General features: G+C 61.7%; 17 protein-coding genes. 9 read left to right on the forward strand and 8 right to left on the reverse strand.

The genetic code is table 11. The features are described 5' to 3' along the window. Positions 1 to 33: 33 nt before the first annotated feature. From BLS41_RS08215 to BLS41_RS08255, 9 genes are all read left to right on the forward strand, one after another. Positions 34 to 969, forward strand: a complete 936-nt coding sequence (locus BLS41_RS08215) for an RNA polymerase sigma factor (protein WP_074766380.1) — start codon at positions 34 to 36, stop codon at positions 967 to 969. After that, a complete protein-coding gene (locus BLS41_RS08220) occupies positions 959 to 1,990 on the forward strand; it encodes an anti-sigma factor family protein (RefSeq protein WP_074763846.1) in 1,032 nt (343 codons plus the stop codon). The genes BLS41_RS08215 and BLS41_RS08220 overlap by 11 nt, the downstream gene beginning before the upstream one ends. A 391-nt stretch (positions 1,991 to 2,381) precedes the next feature. Further along, the gene (rpsF, locus tag BLS41_RS08225; protein ID WP_074763847.1) at positions 2,382 to 2,756 is read left to right on the forward strand and encodes a 30S ribosomal protein S6; all 375 of its coding nucleotides are present in this window, start codon (positions 2,382 to 2,384) and stop codon (positions 2,754 to 2,756) included. Positions 2,757 to 2,806: 50 nt separating this feature from the next. Then, positions 2,807 to 3,106, forward strand: a complete 300-nt coding sequence (gene priB, locus BLS41_RS08230; protein ID WP_074763848.1) for a primosomal replication protein N — start codon at positions 2,807 to 2,809, stop codon at positions 3,104 to 3,106. A 2-nt stretch (positions 3,107 to 3,108) separates the two neighbouring features. Continuing rightward, on the forward strand, positions 3,109 to 3,384 hold the full coding sequence (rpsR, locus tag BLS41_RS08235; protein ID WP_007182109.1) for a 30S ribosomal protein S18: 276 nt from the start codon (positions 3,109 to 3,111) through the stop codon (positions 3,382 to 3,384). A gap of 27 nt (positions 3,385 to 3,411) precedes the next feature. After that, the gene (gene rplI / locus BLS41_RS08240) at positions 3,412 to 3,864 is read left to right on the forward strand and encodes a 50S ribosomal protein L9 (RefSeq protein ID WP_074763849.1); all 453 of its coding nucleotides are present in this window, start codon (positions 3,412 to 3,414) and stop codon (positions 3,862 to 3,864) included. A 134-nt stretch (positions 3,865 to 3,998) separates the two neighbouring features. Then, entirely contained in the window at positions 3,999 to 5,384 is a 1,386-nt protein-coding gene (locus BLS41_RS08245) for a replicative DNA helicase (RefSeq protein ID WP_074763850.1), read from the forward strand. 127 nt (positions 5,385 to 5,511) lie between these two features. Next, complete coding sequence (locus BLS41_RS08250; protein WP_074763851.1) at positions 5,512 to 6,138, forward strand: DUF47 domain-containing protein; 627 nt, start codon at positions 5,512 to 5,514, stop codon at positions 6,136 to 6,138. Beyond that, on the forward strand, positions 6,138 to 7,148 hold the full coding sequence (locus BLS41_RS08255; RefSeq protein WP_074763852.1) for an inorganic phosphate transporter: 1,011 nt from the start codon (positions 6,138 to 6,140) through the stop codon (positions 7,146 to 7,148). The genes BLS41_RS08250 and BLS41_RS08255 overlap by 1 nt, the downstream gene beginning before the upstream one ends. A gap of 257 nt (positions 7,149 to 7,405) precedes the next feature. Here BLS41_RS08255 and BLS41_RS08260 read toward each other — a convergent pair whose 3' ends face one another. The 8 genes from BLS41_RS08260 to BLS41_RS08305 all read right to left on the reverse strand — a co-directional run bounded on the left by BLS41_RS08260 (position 7,406) and on the right by BLS41_RS08305 (position 16,791). Further along, complete coding sequence (locus BLS41_RS08260) at positions 7,406 to 8,212, reverse strand: SDR family oxidoreductase (RefSeq protein WP_074763853.1); 807 nt, start codon at positions 8,210 to 8,212, stop codon at positions 7,406 to 7,408. A 375-nt stretch (positions 8,213 to 8,587) separates the two neighbouring features. Further along, a complete protein-coding gene (locus BLS41_RS08270; protein WP_074763855.1) occupies positions 8,588 to 9,790 on the reverse strand; it encodes a C40 family peptidase in 1,203 nt (400 codons plus the stop codon). Between the two features lie 215 nt (positions 9,791 to 10,005). Next, positions 10,006 to 11,886, reverse strand: coding sequence for a PhoH family protein (locus BLS41_RS08275; RefSeq protein WP_074763856.1), 1,881 nt, complete (start codon positions 11,884 to 11,886; stop codon positions 10,006 to 10,008). 365 nt (positions 11,887 to 12,251) lie between these two features. Continuing rightward, a complete protein-coding gene (locus BLS41_RS08285) occupies positions 12,252 to 12,713 on the reverse strand; it encodes a peroxiredoxin (protein ID WP_074763857.1) in 462 nt (153 codons plus the stop codon). 143 nt (positions 12,714 to 12,856) lie between these two features. Beyond that, positions 12,857 to 13,750: a polysaccharide deacetylase family protein gene (locus BLS41_RS08290; protein ID WP_074763858.1), complete on the reverse strand. Its 894-nt coding sequence runs from the start codon at positions 13,748 to 13,750 to the stop codon at positions 12,857 to 12,859. A 10-nt stretch (positions 13,751 to 13,760) separates the two neighbouring features. Further along, positions 13,761 to 14,807 carry a bifunctional UDP-4-keto-pentose/UDP-xylose synthase gene (locus BLS41_RS08295; RefSeq protein ID WP_074763859.1) on the reverse strand — a complete coding sequence of 349 codons (1,047 nt, stop codon included), beginning with the start codon at positions 14,805 to 14,807 and terminating at the stop codon, positions 13,761 to 13,763. Continuing rightward, complete coding sequence (locus BLS41_RS08300) at positions 14,804 to 15,751, reverse strand: formyltransferase (protein ID WP_074763860.1); 948 nt, start codon at positions 15,749 to 15,751, stop codon at positions 14,804 to 14,806. Before BLS41_RS08300 ends, BLS41_RS08295 begins: the two co-directional genes overlap by 4 nt. Next, positions 15,748 to 16,791, reverse strand: a complete 1,044-nt coding sequence (locus tag BLS41_RS08305; RefSeq protein ID WP_074763861.1) for a glycosyltransferase — start codon at positions 16,789 to 16,791, stop codon at positions 15,748 to 15,750. Before BLS41_RS08305 ends, BLS41_RS08300 begins: the two co-directional genes overlap by 4 nt. Between the last annotated feature and the right edge of the window lie 7 nt (positions 16,792 to 16,798).

Consider the following 16,798-nt stretch of genomic DNA (forward strand, 5'->3'; position numbering starts at 1 on the left):
CACCGCATAGCCGCAATGCCCTGGAGGGCCGAGGTGGTCCAGACCGAAACAGACGCCCGCGAGCGAGGCGATACCGATGCAGCGAGGAGCCGCCGTTTCCAGCAGCTCGCGCTGCCGCATCTCGACGCCGCGTACAACCTCGCACGCTGGTTATGCGGCAACGCGAACGATGCCGATGACGTTGTCCAGGAAGCGTTCATGCGCGCTTTCCGCTTCTTCGACACGTTTCGCGGCGACACTGCGCGGCCGTGGCTGCTGGCGATCGTGCGTCGTACCTGGTACACGGAGTGGCGTCGGCGCGGGCCGTCGCACGACATGCTCGAATTCGACGACACGATGGACGATGCGACGTTCGACGGATGGAGCGCGGGCGGCGACGATCCTCAGACGCTGCTGATCCGCGACGAAGATACGAAGCTCATACACGAAGCGCTCGCGCAGTTGCCGGTGGAGTACAGGGAGGTGCTGATCCTGCGCGAACTGGAAGAGATGGGGTATCGGGAGATCGCCGTGGTGGCGGATTTGCCGATCGGCACGGTGATGTCGAGGCTTGCGCGAGGGCGCCGGAAGCTGGCGGCAGTGCTGATGGAGAAACAGGGCTCGAAGCCTCCGCGCACGGGGGCTTCGGGCTGCAACACGCGGATGCCGGCAGACGGAACGTCGACCCAGCCAGGGCGCCAGCAGGGTTCCGGCTCGCAGGAGGCGGCGAAGCGTTCGGCTGCTCGTGCGGAACACACAACGCCTTCGCCGGATTCGTCCGCCAGTGCTCGTACAGATGCCGGTAACCGGCCGACGCCGGATGGTAATGAAGGGTATCCCCCGGAAGCGCATCCCCCGGAAACGCCCGCCGCCGGCAAGTTTGGCACGGCAACAGTTACACCGCTCCGGGCGTCCGCAAACGGCCGGCCACTCAACCCACCCGGCGCAGGCGCGCCGGGCTCCGCTCAGGAGACGCCAGATGGACTGTAAAGAAGCCCGGCCGCTCCTCGATGCGAACGCCGATCATGAGTTGCCCGCACCGGAAGCCCGGCGCATCCAGCAACATATCGAGAGTTGCGACGCGTGCCGTCGCGAGAGCGACAACTTGCGGACATTGAGTGGTGCGCTGCGGACGACGCCTTATCATCGCGCGCCGCAGTCGCTGAGGGCGCGGATCATCGCCGGTTTGCCGGCGATTGAAGAAGGGCTGGCTGCGACAGCGGCGGATATCCGTTCTGACACTGACGCTTATGCAACCGGAGAATCCGCGACGAATAACGGGCGGAGCGGCGTCAATCAACCGGGCGGCGCGCAAGGTACACCCGGCGACGCAGCACCAGAGTCGCGCCCGCGTCAGCGGCGCCGGTCCTTCCTGGCTGGATTACTCGATGGCTTGCGCGGTCAGTCAGGCGGCTTTGGCGGGCCGGTCGCCACGGGCGGCGCAAACCGGCTGTTTGCTTCGGGGTGGCTCGCTGCGCTGGTTATCGCGCTGGGCGCTGGAGCGGCGGGCGTGGCGTTGACCCTGCACCGTTCCGCAGATATTTCCCCATTCGCCGACGAACTGGTTGAGAGCCACGTGAGGGCGCAGGTGTCGGGCCGCGACATCGACGTGATTTCGACCGACCGGCACACGGTCAAGCCCTGGTTCAACGGCCGGCTGGACTATTCGCCGCCGGTCGAGGATCTTGCCGCCAGCGGTTTCCCGTTGCAGGGTGGACGGCTCGACTACCTCGCGCATCAGCGGGTGGGGGTGCTGGTGTACCGGTACGGCAAGCACGTAATCGACGTGTACGTCTTTCCGCAGGCGGCATCGGGCGGCGCAGGCCGGAACGTGGGGAGCGCCGCGCCGTCGATAGTGGGGCGGGAGGGCTACTCGATCGCCCACTGGGATGCTGAAGGCATGACCTGGTGGGCGATTTCGGACGCCGCGCCCGATGCGCTGACAGGGCTGGAGGCCGCGCTGAAGGCGCGTCTGCAAAGCGGCAGCGAGCGTACCGAAGGCGGCTCCTAGCTTCAAAGTCTTGCTTATGCGGCAAGGTTCTGAGCGGGCTGAGGCCGCGTTGCCTTGATGATCTGCAGGCAAATAGCGGCCGGCAGCATTCATGTTTCTACAGCGTCCTCGGCGGCCGTAAAGCGACGCCCAGACTGCGCGAGCGACCCCGGGGAGTGGTCGCGGAAATTGACCAGAGCTTGCCGTTCCGATATGTCTGCGCCCAAAACGTCTTGCGGCGATCGGGCCAGCCTGTCCCTAAACCTTTGAAAACACTCCCGATTCACGCGTTGAATCGACGGGATATCTTGCAACCCGGCCCTATTCGGGTTACACTCTTTGGCTTCTCACTTGCCACACCGGTTCCGACGCCCGGGTGGCTTTTATCCATAAGTCAGCACAAGGAGTGAATATGCGTCATTACGAAATCGTATTTATCGTGCACCCGGATCAAAGCGAGCAAGTGCCCGCAATGATCGAGCGTTACAAGTCCACGATCACCTCGCACGGTGGCCAGATCCACCGTATCGAAGACTGGGGCCGTCGCCAACTGGCCTACATGATCGAGAAACTCGCCAAGGCTCACTACGTCTGCATGAACATCGAATGCGACCAAACCACGCTCGACGAGCTGGAACACGCATTCAAGTTCAACGACGCTGTTCTGCGTCACCTCATCGTCAAGCTGAAGAAGGCCGAAACGGCCCCGTCGCCGATGATGAAGGAAGTGCAGCGCGAAGAAGCCAAGAAGTCGGCTGCTACGCAACCGTCCGAAGCGCAGGCTTAAGACACACTATTTAAGCTACCAGAACAGGCGTTGTTCTCGCCCAAGGCTACATGAACCGGTTGCAACTTACGGCCAGCGTCGTCGAACGCGAACCGGTGCGGTACACCCCCGCCGGCGTTCCGATTGCAGGTTGCACGTTGCACCACCGCACGGAAGTCGTCGAAGCCGGCATTGCCCGGCAAGTCGAACTGACCATGCAGGCGGTAGCGGCAGGCGAGGCGAGCGGTAGGCTGGAAAGCTGTCCGATGGGCGTGGAAACGCTCTTCACAGGCTTCCTGGCAAAAAAGCACCGCAACGCACGAACTCTGGTATTTCACATCACAGAATTGCAGGACATTGGAAAGGACTGAACATGCCCCGCCCGACTGGTAAGAAATTCGACAAGCGTCGTCAGCAACAAAATCCGCTCTTCAAGCGCAAGAAGTTCTGCCGTTTCACGGCCGCTGGCGTCGATCACATCGACTACAAGGACCTCGAAACGCTGAAGGACTTCATCGGCGAAAACGGCAAGATCACGCCGGCGCGTCTCACGGGTACGAAGTCGCACTATCAACGCCAGCTGGATACGGCAATCAAGCGCGCACGTTTCCTCGCGCTGGTGCCGTACACCGACCAGCACAAGGCCTAACCCGACGACGCGATAAGGAGCATCTGAATGCAAATCATTCTTCTGGAAAAAGTCGTCAATCTGGGCAACCTGGGCGATATCGTTAAGGTCAAGGACGGCTACGCACGTAACTTCCTGATCCCGAACAAGCAAGCTCGCCGTGCAACGAAGGACGCTTTGGCTGAATTCGAAGTCCGCCGTGCAGAACTCGAAAAGATCGCAGCTGAAAAGCTGGCAGCCGCTACGGCCCAAGGCGAAAAGCTGGCAGGCTCGACGGTTCAGATCGGTCAGAAAGCTGGCGTCGACGGCCGTCTGTTCGGCTCGGTGACCAACGCTGACATCGCTGAAGCGATCACGAAGCAAGGCTTCGCAGTGGAAAAGGCGCAAGTGCGTCTGCCGGAAGGCCCGCTGAAGATCGTCGGCGATCACGCTGTTCAAGTGTCGCTGCACACCGACGTCGTCGTCGAAGTGACGGTGGCTGTGATCGGCGAACACGTCTAAGCATCACGTAGTATTTGCCAGGATTTAGCTGGCGAAAGGCAGGGGCCGGGTAACCGGCCCCTGCTTTTTTTATGCCTGTTTTTTTTAGTTTTTGCGCTCGCCGCCGCCGCCCGATTACCCGATAATTCTTCCCCATGAACGCACCGTCCAAAGATCCCCAACTCGAGTCGCTGAAAGTCCCGCCGCATTCGATCGAGGCCGAGCAATCGGTGCTGGGCGGCTTGCTGCTCGACAACGCGGCCTGGGACCGCATCGCCGACTTCCTGTCGCAGAGCGATTTTTACCGCTACGACCACCGTATCATCTTCGAACACATCGGCAAGCTGATCGCGGCCACGCGTCCGGCCGACGTGATTACCGTGTACGAGGCGCTCGGCACCTCGGGCAAGGCGGAAGAGGTCGGCGGTCTCGCGTATCTGAATGCGCTTGCGCAGAACACACCGAGCGCAGCCAATATTCGTCGTTATGCGGAAATCGTGCGCGATCGCGCGGTGCTGCGTCGTCTGGTTTCCGTGGCCGACGAAATTTCGGCTGACGCGTTCAATCCGCAAGGCAAGGAAGTACGGCAGTTGCTGGACGAAGCGGAATCGAAAGTGTTTTCGATCGCGGAAGACGGCGCGCGAGGTACCCAAGGCTTCCTGGAAATCGGGCCATTGCTGACTCAGGTGGTCGAGCGGATCGACACGCTGTACCACACCGCCAATCCGAGTGACGTGACGGGCACGCCAACCGGCTTCGTCGACCTGGACCGCATGACCTCGGGCATGCACGGCGGCGAATTGATCATCGTCGCGGGACGTCCGTCGATGGGTAAAACGGCGTTCTCGATGAATATCGGCGAATACGTGGCGGTCGAGTATGGGTTGCCGGTGGCCGTGTTCTCGATGGAAATGCCGGGTTCGCAACTCACCATGCGTATGCTTGGCTCCGTTGGCCGACTCGATCAGCACCGTATGCGTACCGGCCGCCTGACCGACGAAGACTGGCCGAAGCTCACGCACGCAGTGCAGAAAATGAGCGAGGCGCAGATTTTCATCGATGAAACCGGCGGTTTGAACCCGATGGAACTGCGTTCGCGGGCACGACGCCTGTCGCGCCAGTGCGGCAAGCTCGGTTTGATCATCATCGATTATTTGCAGCTGATGAGCGGTTCGTCATCGGGCGAAAACCGTGCGACTGAAATTTCCGAAATTTCTCGCTCGCTAAAGAGTTTGGCGAAAGAACTCGATGTGCCGGTGATCGCGCTGTCGCAGCTTAACCGTGGCCTCGAACAACGCCCCAACAAGCGGCCGATCATGTCGGATCTGCGTGAATCGGGTGCTATCGAGCAGGATGCCGACGTGATCCTGTTCATTTACCGTGACGAAGTCTACAACCCGGACAGCCCGGATAAAGGCACGGCGGAGATCATCATCGGCAAGCAGCGGAATGGTCCGATCGGACCTGTTCGGCTCACGTTCCATGGGCAATTCACGAAGTTCGACAATTTTGCCGGCGCGCAGAATTTCTACAGCGACTAAGTGGATAAGTGAAGCGATAACTGGGGCGCCGTTGTAACGGCGCTTTCGAAAGTGCGATATCTATCTCGCAACGGTACAATGTGGCGGTTTTATGTCAGCCATAATGTGACCAATTTTCGGGATCCCAATGTTCGGTCGTTTCATGCCCACCGAGGGCAAGTTTTTTGAAATTTTCAATGCACACGCCACGTGCATCGTCTCGGCGAGCCGCGAACTCGAGCTGCTGATCGACAATCTGCAAGACGCGGAAACCCACAAGCAAAACGTGCAAAAGGCCGAGAAGGCCGCTGACAAGCTCACGCACGAAACCATCGACCTGCTGCACAAGACGTTCATCACGCCGCTCGACCGTGACGAAATCCACAAGCTGATCACGACGATGGACGACATCCTCGACCTGATGGAAGACGTCGCCACCGCCATTTCGCTGTACGACGTGCAGGCCGTGACGTCGGAAGCGAGCCAGCTCGCGCACATTTGCACGGCGACCTCCGAGCGCGTGCAGTTCGCTGTGAGCCTGCTGTCGGACATGAAGCAGGCCGGCCAGATCCTGAAGGCCTGCGAGGAAATCGACCGTCTGGAGTCAGAAGCCGACCGCGTGCTGCGTTCGGCCATGTCGAAGCTGTTCCGCGAAGAAGACAACGTCAAGACCCTGATCAAGCTGAAGGCAATTTACGAATTGCTCGAAACGATCACGGACAAGTGTGAGGATGTAGCGAACATCATCGAAGGCATCGTGCTGGAAAACGCATAATGCAATCGATACAACTCGCTATCTGGGTCGTCGCCGGCCTGGTCGCCGTCGCGCTGATTTTCGACTTCATGAACGGCTTTCACGACGCGGCGAACTCCATCGCCACCGTCGTTTCCACGGGCGTTCTGAAGCCGCAGCAGGCGGTGGCCTTTGCGGCGGCGTTCAACGTCATCGCGTATTTCGTGTTTCACCTGAAGGTCGCGGCGACGGTCGGTAAGGGCACGATCGACCCCGACATCGTCGACCATTACGTGATTTTTGGTGCGCTGGTCGGCGCGATCGGCTGGAACATCATCACCTGGCACTACGGTATTCCATCCAGCTCGTCGCACGCGCTGATCGGCGGCCTGGTCGGCGCGGCGCTCGCCAAATCGGGCTGGGGCTCGCTGAACATGGACGGCCTGCTGAAAACGGTCGCCTTCATCTTTATTTCGCCGCTGCTCGGCTTCGTGCTCGGTTCGTTCTTCATGCTCGCGGTGTCGTGGATCTACTTCCGTACGCCGCCCAGCAAGGTCGACCGGCGGTTCCGGCGGTTGCAGCTGGTTTCGGCGGGGCTGTATAGCCTTGGGCACGGCGGTAATGACGCGCAGAAAACCATCGGCATTATCTGGATGCTGCTGATCGCGACCGGCTATGCGTCGTCGTTCGCCGATGCGCCGCCGCTGTGGGTGATCGGCGGCTGCTATCTGTCAATGGGATTGGGTACCTTGTTCGGCGGCTGGCGCATCGTCCGAACGATGGGGCAGAAGATCACCAAGCTGAAGCCGGTTGGCGGTTTTTGTGCGGAGTCGGGCGGGGCGATTACATTGTTCACCGCTTCGGCGCTCGGCATTCCGGTGTCCACCACGCACACGATTACCGGCGCGATCGTCGGTGTCGGCGCGACGCAAAAGCTGAGCGCGGTGCGTTGGGGAGTGGCCGGCAATATCGTCTGGGCGTGGATTTTGACGATTCCGGCGTCGGCCGTGCTCTCGGCGGCGGGCTGGTGGTTTGGCCATCGCTTTTTGTGAGCGCGACGGTCGCGTGCTTTGGCACAGGGCGGCACGGTAATTCGGCAATTTCAGGCTGAATACACGTGCCGCTGACCAGAAGGCTTTAGCGAAGGGTTTATTGCCGTAGCAGTTTCAGTGTCGAATAAGCCCGCGCGCGGAAGATTCTTAAATCAACGGGTCGTCGCGCAGGCACCTTCCGCAGGACTTTGAGCTTTCTTCCTATAGCGTCATGGCGCCTGGCATCAGTCCTCCGATAACGCCAGCAACCGCGCCGCTCAGATCAACGGCGCGCTGCCTCCATCCATCGGGACAATCGCTCCCGTTACGTAACTCGCGCGGCGGCTCGCCAGAAATAGCGCGACGTCAGCGATTTCCTCCGGCTTTGCATAGCGTCCGAGCGGCACTTTCGCCTGCCCGCGCGCCAATGCGTCCGCGCTATCGATTCCTTGCTGCGCCGCTTCCAGCTTGACCGCTTCCTCGACGCGCTCCGTCAACGTCGAGCCGGGATTGATGGCGTTGATGCGAATGCCATAGCGCGCGTAATAGTGGGCGAGGCCAACGGTGGCGAGCATCAGCGCGGCATTGGCGGCGCCCCCCGCGATGTGGATGTCGCTGGCGACCTTGCCACCCATCCCGATGATATTGACGATCGCGCCGGGCGCGGCCCCGTTGCCGGCTTTCGCCCGGTCAGCCATGCGCCGCAACACTTCCTGCTGCGGATAGATGTAGGGGAAATATTTCGCTTCCATCGTTGCCCGGAATGCGTCGGCGTCGAGCGTTTCCGGATCGTAGCGGCGAGCCGCACCTGCGCTGTTGATCAAAACATCGATCGGGCCGACGGCGGTGCTGACCTCTTCGACGATATCGGCGGCGCTGTGCGGTTCATGCAGATCGGCGCGCGTCCGGTGCACATGCAGACCTTCCTGTTTCAACTGCTCGTAAGCGCGCGCGAGATTGGCGGGGTCGCGCGAAACGATCGCGACTTTCGCGCCTTCGAGTGCAAACGCCCGTGCACAGGCGAGCCCGATTCCTTTGCTGCCACCGGTGATCAGTACCACCTTGTCTTTCAGCCCGAGATCCATTGTCACCACCCGCTGTCGGAAGAATATCGATGACGATAGCAGATCGTCGGCGTCGCCGGGATGAGCGACCTTTGACGCGGCACGGGAAGCGGAGTGGTTAGGCGGTGTTCTGGAACCGCGCGCAGGAAGCGCTGCCGGAGAATAGGGCCGATGACGAATGTTTTGTCACGGCTGAGGGCGTTTACGTGTCAGGCAGAAGGCTTGCCGTGGTCTGCGGAGGGCAGCACGCGGTTATCGTTAGCGAAATTCTGATGACGCTGTGCAGCGTTACGGCCGCTTTGCGCGACACGACCTGGAAGTGATCGCAGAGCAACGTTCGACTGCTAAAACGTTCAGTTTCCGTCGACCTTTCCGGCTGTTACCCGCAGCGGAAAATCAAAAGTTGCCGTTGGCGAAGCGCGCAATCGGATCGTCGTTGGTTTGTGTCGGCGCGGGCATGCTGCGTGAGCCCGTCGACGCGCGCATGATCTGCACACTGCCGTTTTCTTCAACTTGCTGAGCCTGCTGTGCCTGCCGGACGGCCACTGAAGCGGGGGGCGGCGGTTCAAAGGCATCAGCGGCGGCATCGATTGCGTCCGGTTCGCGACCCGCTGAAGCTTGTGGGACGGAACGTGCGGTTATCGTTGGTTGTGTAGAAGCGCCGTTAGCGGCGTCATACGCGCGAGCTTGAGCGGTCGAAGCCGTTGCGGGAGATACCGCACCTGCGGCGCGCGCCTGCATTTGCGCGGCACTCAAGCCTGGCGGCGGGGGCTCGAACTGATCCGCCGGAGCCGCCCGAGCTGTAGTCGTCGTCTGATCGGGAGCCGCAACTAAAGGCGCATGAGCCTCAGTGACGCGAGCTTGTTGGATCTGTCGATTCTGTGACGACTGTGGCTCCGCAACATAAACCGGCGATTGCGCTGCCGCCCTTGTCGCCGACGGTGCGACATTACCTGCCGTCCCCGCCGCGGCGCCCGCTCCTGCAACCTGTGCATCACGCTCCGACTGCGGCGCGGCGGCCTGATAACTCGGCGTATCAAACGGCGCTGGCGTCGCAGCCGGCCCAGCCACGCGCCTGATCCCATCGAAACGCTTGGCCCAGTACGGATTGGTCAGGTAGTCGAGCCGCACGGTGCCGCCGGTCGACGGCGCGTTGACGAAGCGCAGCTTGCCGACATAAATCCCGACGTGCGAATGCGCGCGCCCGGTCGTGTTGAAGAAAATCAGATCCCCAGGCGCGACCTGGTCGGGTTCGATGGATTCACCGCGTCCGCTCATATCGGCGGTCGTTCGCGGCAGATTCACCGACGCCGCGCGCAATACGACATAGCGAACCAGGCCGCTGCAATCGAAGCCGCTGTCGGGCGTATTGCCGCCCCAACGGTACGGAACGCCGACGAGACTCATCGCCTGAATCGAGATTTCTTCGCGGCCGATGCTGTGATCGACAAAATTCGGGAAGCCCGGCGGCGGCGCGTGATAAGCGCCGTTTGCCACGATCACGGAACTGCCGGACCCGCCGCGTGACGTTTTCTGCGGCGCGCCGGCACACGCGGCGAGCAACAGGACGGTCAGCAGGGAAAACGCGAGTCGGCGCATGAAAACGGGGCGAGCGTTAAACGCTCGTTTACTGACGGACGATTTCGGGATGGTAGCCCGCAGAACGCGGCTGCGGCAAGAATTCTTGATAAATTACTTGAAGTTTGTGCGCTAAGTGTTGCCCGAATGACGTTTTCAGTTACATGAAGGCGATAAAAAAGCCGCGTCTGGAGCAACTCCAGACGCGGCTTTGTAAAAGTCTAACTAGTTGAAACTTAAAGGATTTCCGATGCGTAGTCTGCCAGGCGCGAACGCTCGCCGCGCGCCAGCGTCACGTGCCCGCTGTGCGCCCAACCCTTGAAGCGGTCGACCACATACGTCAGCCCCGAACTGCCTTCGGTCAGGTACGGCGTATCGATCTGCGCGATATTGCCCAGACAGATGATCTTCGTGCCCGGACCTGCGCGCGTGACCAGCGTTTTCATCTGTTTCGGCGTCAGGTTCTGCGCTTCGTCGATGATCAGGTATTTGTCTACGAACGTGCGGCCACGCATGAAGTTCATGCTCTTGACCTTCAGACGCGAGCGGATCAACTCCTGAGTCGCAGCGCGGCCCCATTCACCGGCGGCGTCGTCGGTTTTCTGCAGGACTTCGAGGTTGTCGTCGAATGCACCCATCCACGGCTGCATTTTTTCCTCTTCGGTACCCGGCAGGAAGCCGATGTCTTCGCCGACCGGCACGGTGGCCCGCGTGACGATGATCTCGTTGTAGCGCTTGTCGTCGAGCACCTGCGCGAGGCCGGCCGCGAGCGCGACCAGCGTCTTGCCCGTACCTGCCTGACCCAGCAGCGTGACGAAGTCGATCTCCGGGTTCATCAGCAGATTCAGCGCGAAGTTCTGCTCGCGATTGCGCGCCGTGATGCCCCACACGTTGTTCTTGTGGTGGCCGTAGTCGCGCAGCGTCTGCAACAACGCCGTCTTGCCGTTCAACTCGCGCACCAGCGCATGAAACGCCGGCTCGCCGTTTTGCGGCTCGAGATAAACGAACTCGTTGACCAGCATCGACGGACACAGCGGACCGGTCACACGGTAATACGTGGTGCCGGTTTTGGTGTCCTGCCAGCTCTCCATGCCCTTCGCGTGCTTGGTCCAGAAGTCTTGCGGCAGCGCGCGGATGCCGGAGTACAGCAGATCGCTGTCTTCGAGCACCTGGTCATTAAAGTAGTCTTCGGCGGGCAGGCCGAGCGCATGCGCCTTGATGCGCATGTTGATGTCTTTCGACACCAGCACGACCTGGCGGTCCGCCCGGTCACGCTGCAATGCGCGTACGACGCCGAGAATCTGGTTGTCGGCCTTGCCTTCCGGCAGACCTTCGACCGGTTCGATCGCGGTCAGCTTGGTCTGGAAGTACAGACGCCCGGACGCCTCGCGGCTGCCCAGACGCGCCAGCGAAATGCCGTCGGACATGTTGCCGGCGTTCGCGACCAGCGCGTCGAGCGTGCGGCTCACCTGGCGAGCGTTACGCGCGACTTCCGACATGCCTTTCTTGTGGTTGTCGAGTTCTTCCAACGTCATCATCGGCAGATAGACGTCGTGTTCCTCGAAACGGAACAGGCAGCTCGGATCGTGCATCAGCACGTTCGTGTCGAGCACGAACAGTTTCTGCATTTCGACCGGTTCAGTGGCTGCGCCGCGTTTCTTGCTGGTGCCGCGTGTAGCCGGCGCGGCAGCCGCGGGCGTGCTCGCCGCAGGCTGTTTCGCGCTCGGCGTGCGGGCGACGACCGGTTGCGGCTCAGCTACCGGCGCAGCGGGTTCGGCCTGCGGACGTGCAGCCGGAACCGGTTGCAACAACGCAGCGGTTTGCTTCGATTTGCGGCCGGGCGCCGATGCGCTGCGCGCCGGGGCGGCTTGCCCAGTGGCTTCGGACGCAGCGGTAGATGCCGACGCAGCCGGCACAGTGCGCAGCGTGGTCGCTGCATTGGCGGCGTGCGCCATTGGCGTGGCGACGTTCGCGCGGCCGTAGTCGGCCGATTCAGTGGACTCCCCAACGCCAGCCTGTTTCTTCGCGGCGGAGCGCGCCGGGGTGGCGGCTTTGGCCTTGTATTCGTCAGGCGGCAGGAGATTGCCGAGCTTGCTGGGGGGGGTAGGCAAAGGCATGGTTTCCCTCGAATTTATCGGGTCACATATCGTGCGCCGCCTGTCGCATTCTGCCGGTGCCAGTGGATGCGCACGCAGTTTGCGCCCGGAGGCGCGCATTCGGTCTAGAGATGCCGGTTCGCCTGGTCTTCGATCGGCTCCTTAACGGAAGCGCGCGACCGTGTGAACGAACGGCGGCGCGCAATTAAAAAAGCCGCCGCCCCAGCGTGTGGAGCAAGCGGCTCGCCTACAGTGCTCGCGTTGCACCTCACGACTCCGACGGTACCGGCATAAGCAACAAAACCGGTAAAACGACCGTCGAGTCTGGCGCAGCTGCGGGAAATTTGGGATGGACAGGCACTCATTGGAACCCAATATATCGCGCCTCAAAGCGCTTGTACAGCCTCCAGAATATCGTCGACGTGGCCTGGTACTTTTACGCCACGCCACTCCTGGCGCAGTACTCCTTCGGCGTCGATGAGGAACGTGGAGCGTTCAATTCCCCGTACTTCTTTGCCATACATTTTCTTCATTTTGATGACGCTGAAGAGCGCGCACAAATTTTCTTCCGGGTCGGAAATCAGCGGGAAGGGCAATTCGAGCTTCGCCTTGAAATTGTCATGCGAACGCAGGCTATCGCGCGACACGCCGAGAATTTCCGCGCCGGCCTTCTTGAACTTCGGATACAGGTCGCGGAATTGCAGACCTTCGGTCGTGCAGCCCGGCGTGTTGTCCTTCGGGTAGAAATACAGCACCACCTTCTTGCCCCGCAGTTTGGACAGCGTGATCTCGCCGCCGGTAGCGGGGGCGGTGAAGTCAGGGATGGGTTGGTCGACTGCGATGGACACGAGGTTCTCCGGTTGTTATGGCCGGCGCCGCCCGGTGTTGCTGCGGTGGCGTCGGCCTGGCATCGAGGCTTGGGGGAGGTCGGCCTGGCGCGGCATACTCTCGCGCGAGACCGGGTCGTCAGGGTGTGCGGCAGGTTGGCCCGTCAGGGCTGGACAATCAGTTCGCCGGAGCGCCCTGGAATTTCGCCCCACGTAACAGGGTACGATGGCAGCGAGCTGCGGTCTAGCGTGGCGTAGTAATCGCCCATGGTCGCGAACGTGTGACCTTGCGCGCGCCAGCCTTCAAGCAGCTGTTCGAAAATGGGCGCGAGCTTTTGCCCTTCGAGTTCCGCGTGCAGCGTGAACACCTGGTCGTGCGGGTTGTTCTCGGTACGCTTCAACATCCAGTCGGCGACGTTGTGCAGATCGACACCGTCCACGCCGAGCACTTCGTCGAGCGTGGGCAGCGTGGTCGGCATTTGCACATGCGCGAGCGTCTTGCCGTCTACAACCGGAAGATACGGCGAATGGCCCCGGCCGTCGGACGCGTAGTGCATGCCCCACGCGTCGATCTGCTCGAACGCATAGCCGTTCATCTGCCAGCCGGCCGCACCGTGCGTCACCGGCGGGCCGCCGAAAATGTCGGCGAAACGGTCGTGGCTTTTCTGCATTTGCGCAGCCGTCCACGCACGATCTTTGGAGCGCACGTTGTCCTGCCAGTACACATGATCCCACGTATGAATGCCGCATTCGAAGCCGGCTTCATGAATCGCGCGCATTTCAGCCGATGTCTTCGCGCCGATGTCCGGCCCCGGCAGCAGCACGCCGTACATCAACTGCTTGATGCCGTAGTGTTCGACCACCGAAGTACGCGACACCTTCTTCAGAAACCCCGGCCGTAAAACGCGGCGCATCGCCCAACCGGTGTGGTCGGGCCCAAGGCTGAAGAGGAAAGTGGCGCGCGCCTTGAAACGGTCGAAGATGCGCGCGAGATTCGGCACGCCTTCGCGGGTGCCGCGCAGCGTGTCGACGTCGATCTTCAGGACGATACGGGCCAAGGATCAGCCCTTATTGCTGTTCGACGAGCGCGCGCGCTTCGCCGACATGGCCGCGATACGCTTCGAAAATCTTGCGCAGCGCTTCGTCGAAGGTCGACTTCGGCGCCCAGCCGAGTTCCTGCATCGTGTTGTCGATCTTCGGCACGCGGTTCTGCACGTCCTGGTAGCCCGAGCCGTAGTAAGCGCCCGACGACGTTTCGACCAGCTGAACCTGCTTGGCCATGTCCGCGTATTCGGGGAATTCGGCGGCCAGCGTCAGCATCTTGTGCGCGAGTTCACGCACCGAGAAATTGTTGGTCGGGTTGCCGATGTTGTAGATCTTGCCCGTCGCGACACCGTCCTTGTTCTCGATGATCTTCATCAGCGCGCCGATGCCGTCGTCGATATCCGTGAACGCACGCTTTTGCGCGCCGCCGTCGACGAGGCTGATGTTCTCGCCGCGCACGATGTGGCCGAGGAACTGCGTGACCACACGCGAGCTGCCTTCCTTCGGCGTGTAGATCGAATCGAGGCCCGGGCCGATCCAGTTGAACGGACGGAACAGCGTGAAGTTCAGGCCTTCCATGCCGTAGCCCCAGATCACGCGGTCCATCAACTGCTTCGAGCACGCGTAGATCCAGCGCGGCTTGTTGATCGGGCCGTACGACAGTTGCGATTCTTCCGGATCGAACTGCTCGTCGGTGCACATGCCGTAGACCTCGGAGGTCGACGGAAACACGAGGTGCTTGCCGTACTTGACGGCCGAGCGGACGATCGGCAGGTTCGCCTCGAAGTCGAGTTCGAACACGCGCAACGGCTGCTTGACGTACGTGGCGGGCGTCGCGATCGCGACGAGCGGCAGGATCACGTCGCACTTCTTGACGTGATATTCGACCCACTCCTTATTGATCGTGATGTCGCCTTCGAAGAAGTGCATCCGCTCATGATTGATGAGGTCGCCCAGACGTTCAGTCTGCATGTCCATCCCGAAGACTTCCCAATCGGTCGTTTCGAGAATGCGTTTGGACAGGTGATGGCCGATGAAGCCGTTCACACCCAGAATCAGGACTTTTTTCATGAGTAACGGGGACTTTGGAGGGGAGTTCGAATGAGCTGGGCGAATTCGGCCGGGGTGACGACAGTTTCGCTGCCGTCGCGCTGGTGCCGCAATTCGTGGATGGCAATCGTGCGACCGTCGCCGCAAATCGCGAAAACGGCATTATCGCTTACGTGCAGGCCGGGCGGCAAATCTGAGCGAAGCGCGCCAGGCGCGGCCAGGCGTGCACGTGCGACGATAAATCGCTGATCGCCGATGTCGGTGAAAGCGCCGGGATAGGGTGGAGCGACCGCGCGGATCAGGTTGTACACCTGCTGCGCGGGTTGGCTCCAGTCGATCCGGCCGTCTTCGGGCTTGCGGCCGCCGTAGTAGCTGCCGTGCGTGAGATCGTTCGGCAGATGCGGCGCTTCGCCCGCGAGCAAGGCGGGCAGCACGCGCCACAGCGTCTGTTCGGCGGCGACCGTCACCTTGTCGAACACTTGCGCGGCGGTGTCGTCGGGCAGAATCGGCACCGGCGTCTGCGCGATGATCGCGCCCGCGTCGGGCTTCGCGGCCATTTCGTGCAGCGTCGCGCCGGTTTCGGTTTCGCCGTAAATCACTGCCCAGTTGGTCGGCACGCGGCCGCGGTATTTCGGCAGCAGCGAGCCGTGCATGTTGTAAGCGCCCCGTGCAGCGAGAGCCAGCAGGTCGACCGGCAACATGTGGCGGTAGTAGAACGAGAAGATGAAGTCCGGGCGCGCGGCGCTGATGGCGGCGCGCAATTCCGGGCTCTTCGGATCGGCGGGCGTGACGACCGGAATACCGTGTTCAGCCGCGACCGACGCGACGCTGCCGAACCAGATGTTCTCGCTCGGGTTGTCTTCATGCGTGACGACCAGCGCCACGTCCACGCCGAGCGCGAGCAGCACCTGCAGGCAGCGCACGCCGACGTTGTGATAAGCGAATACGACTGCGCGCGGCTTCATGGATTCGGGCCCTGATCGACAAGCGGAGCGGCCTGCACAGCCTGCACCACGGCTTGACGCGGCGTTTCGGTCACGGTCGTGCCGTCGCGCTGTTCAAGAATGGTCTGCACCAGATAACGCGGACGCGCGCGCACCTGCTGATAGATCCGGCCGATATATTCGCCGAGCAGCCCGAGCGCGAAGATGATCACGCCAAGCAGGAAGAACATCACGGCGAACAGCGTGAATACACCTTGCACTTCCGCGCCGATGATGAAGCGTCGAATCAGCAGAAGCACGAACAGTGCGGCGGACCCGAGCGACAGGATCACGCCGATGAACGACAGCCATTGCAGCGGCACCACCGAAAAACCGGTGACGAGGTCGAAATTCAGCCGGATCAGCGAATACAGCGAGTACTTCGATTCGCCGGCAAAGCGCTCTTCGTGCGCGACTTCGATCTCGACCGGATTCTGCGCGAACGTGTAAGCGAGCGCCGGAATGAACGTGTTGATTTCGCCGCAACGATTGATCGTGTCGATGATGTGCCGGCTGTACGCGCGCAGCATGCAGCCCTGGTCGGTCATCTTGATGCGCGTGATGCGCTCGCGCAGCCGGTTCATCGCGCGCGAGGCCTTGCGGCGCCACAGGCTGTCCTGGCGCTGCAGGCGGATCGTGCCGACGTAGTCGTAGCCTTCGCGCATTTTCGACACGAGCTTGCCGATCTCTTCCGGCGGATTCTGCAGGTCGGCGTCGAGCGTGATGACGATCTCGCCGCGCGACTGCTCGAAGCCCGCCAGAATCGCCATGTGCTGGCCGTAGTTGCCGTTCAGCAGGATCACGCGAGACGTGTCGGGCCGCGCGCGGAACTGCTCGGCGAGCAGAGCGGCGGATTTGTCGCGGCTGCCGTCGTTGATGAAGATCACTTCATAACCGGTGCCGAGCGCGTCGAGCGCCGGATAAAGGCGCGCGAACAGCGCGGCCAGCCCGGCTTCCTCGTTGTACACCGGAATGATGATCGACACTTCCGGTGCGACGGCGCGATGTTCCGAATAAGTCATTTCCGCT

The organism is Paraburkholderia fungorum (assembly GCF_900099835.1).
Classification (GTDB): Bacteria; Pseudomonadota; Gammaproteobacteria; order Burkholderiales; family Burkholderiaceae; genus Paraburkholderia; species Paraburkholderia fungorum_A.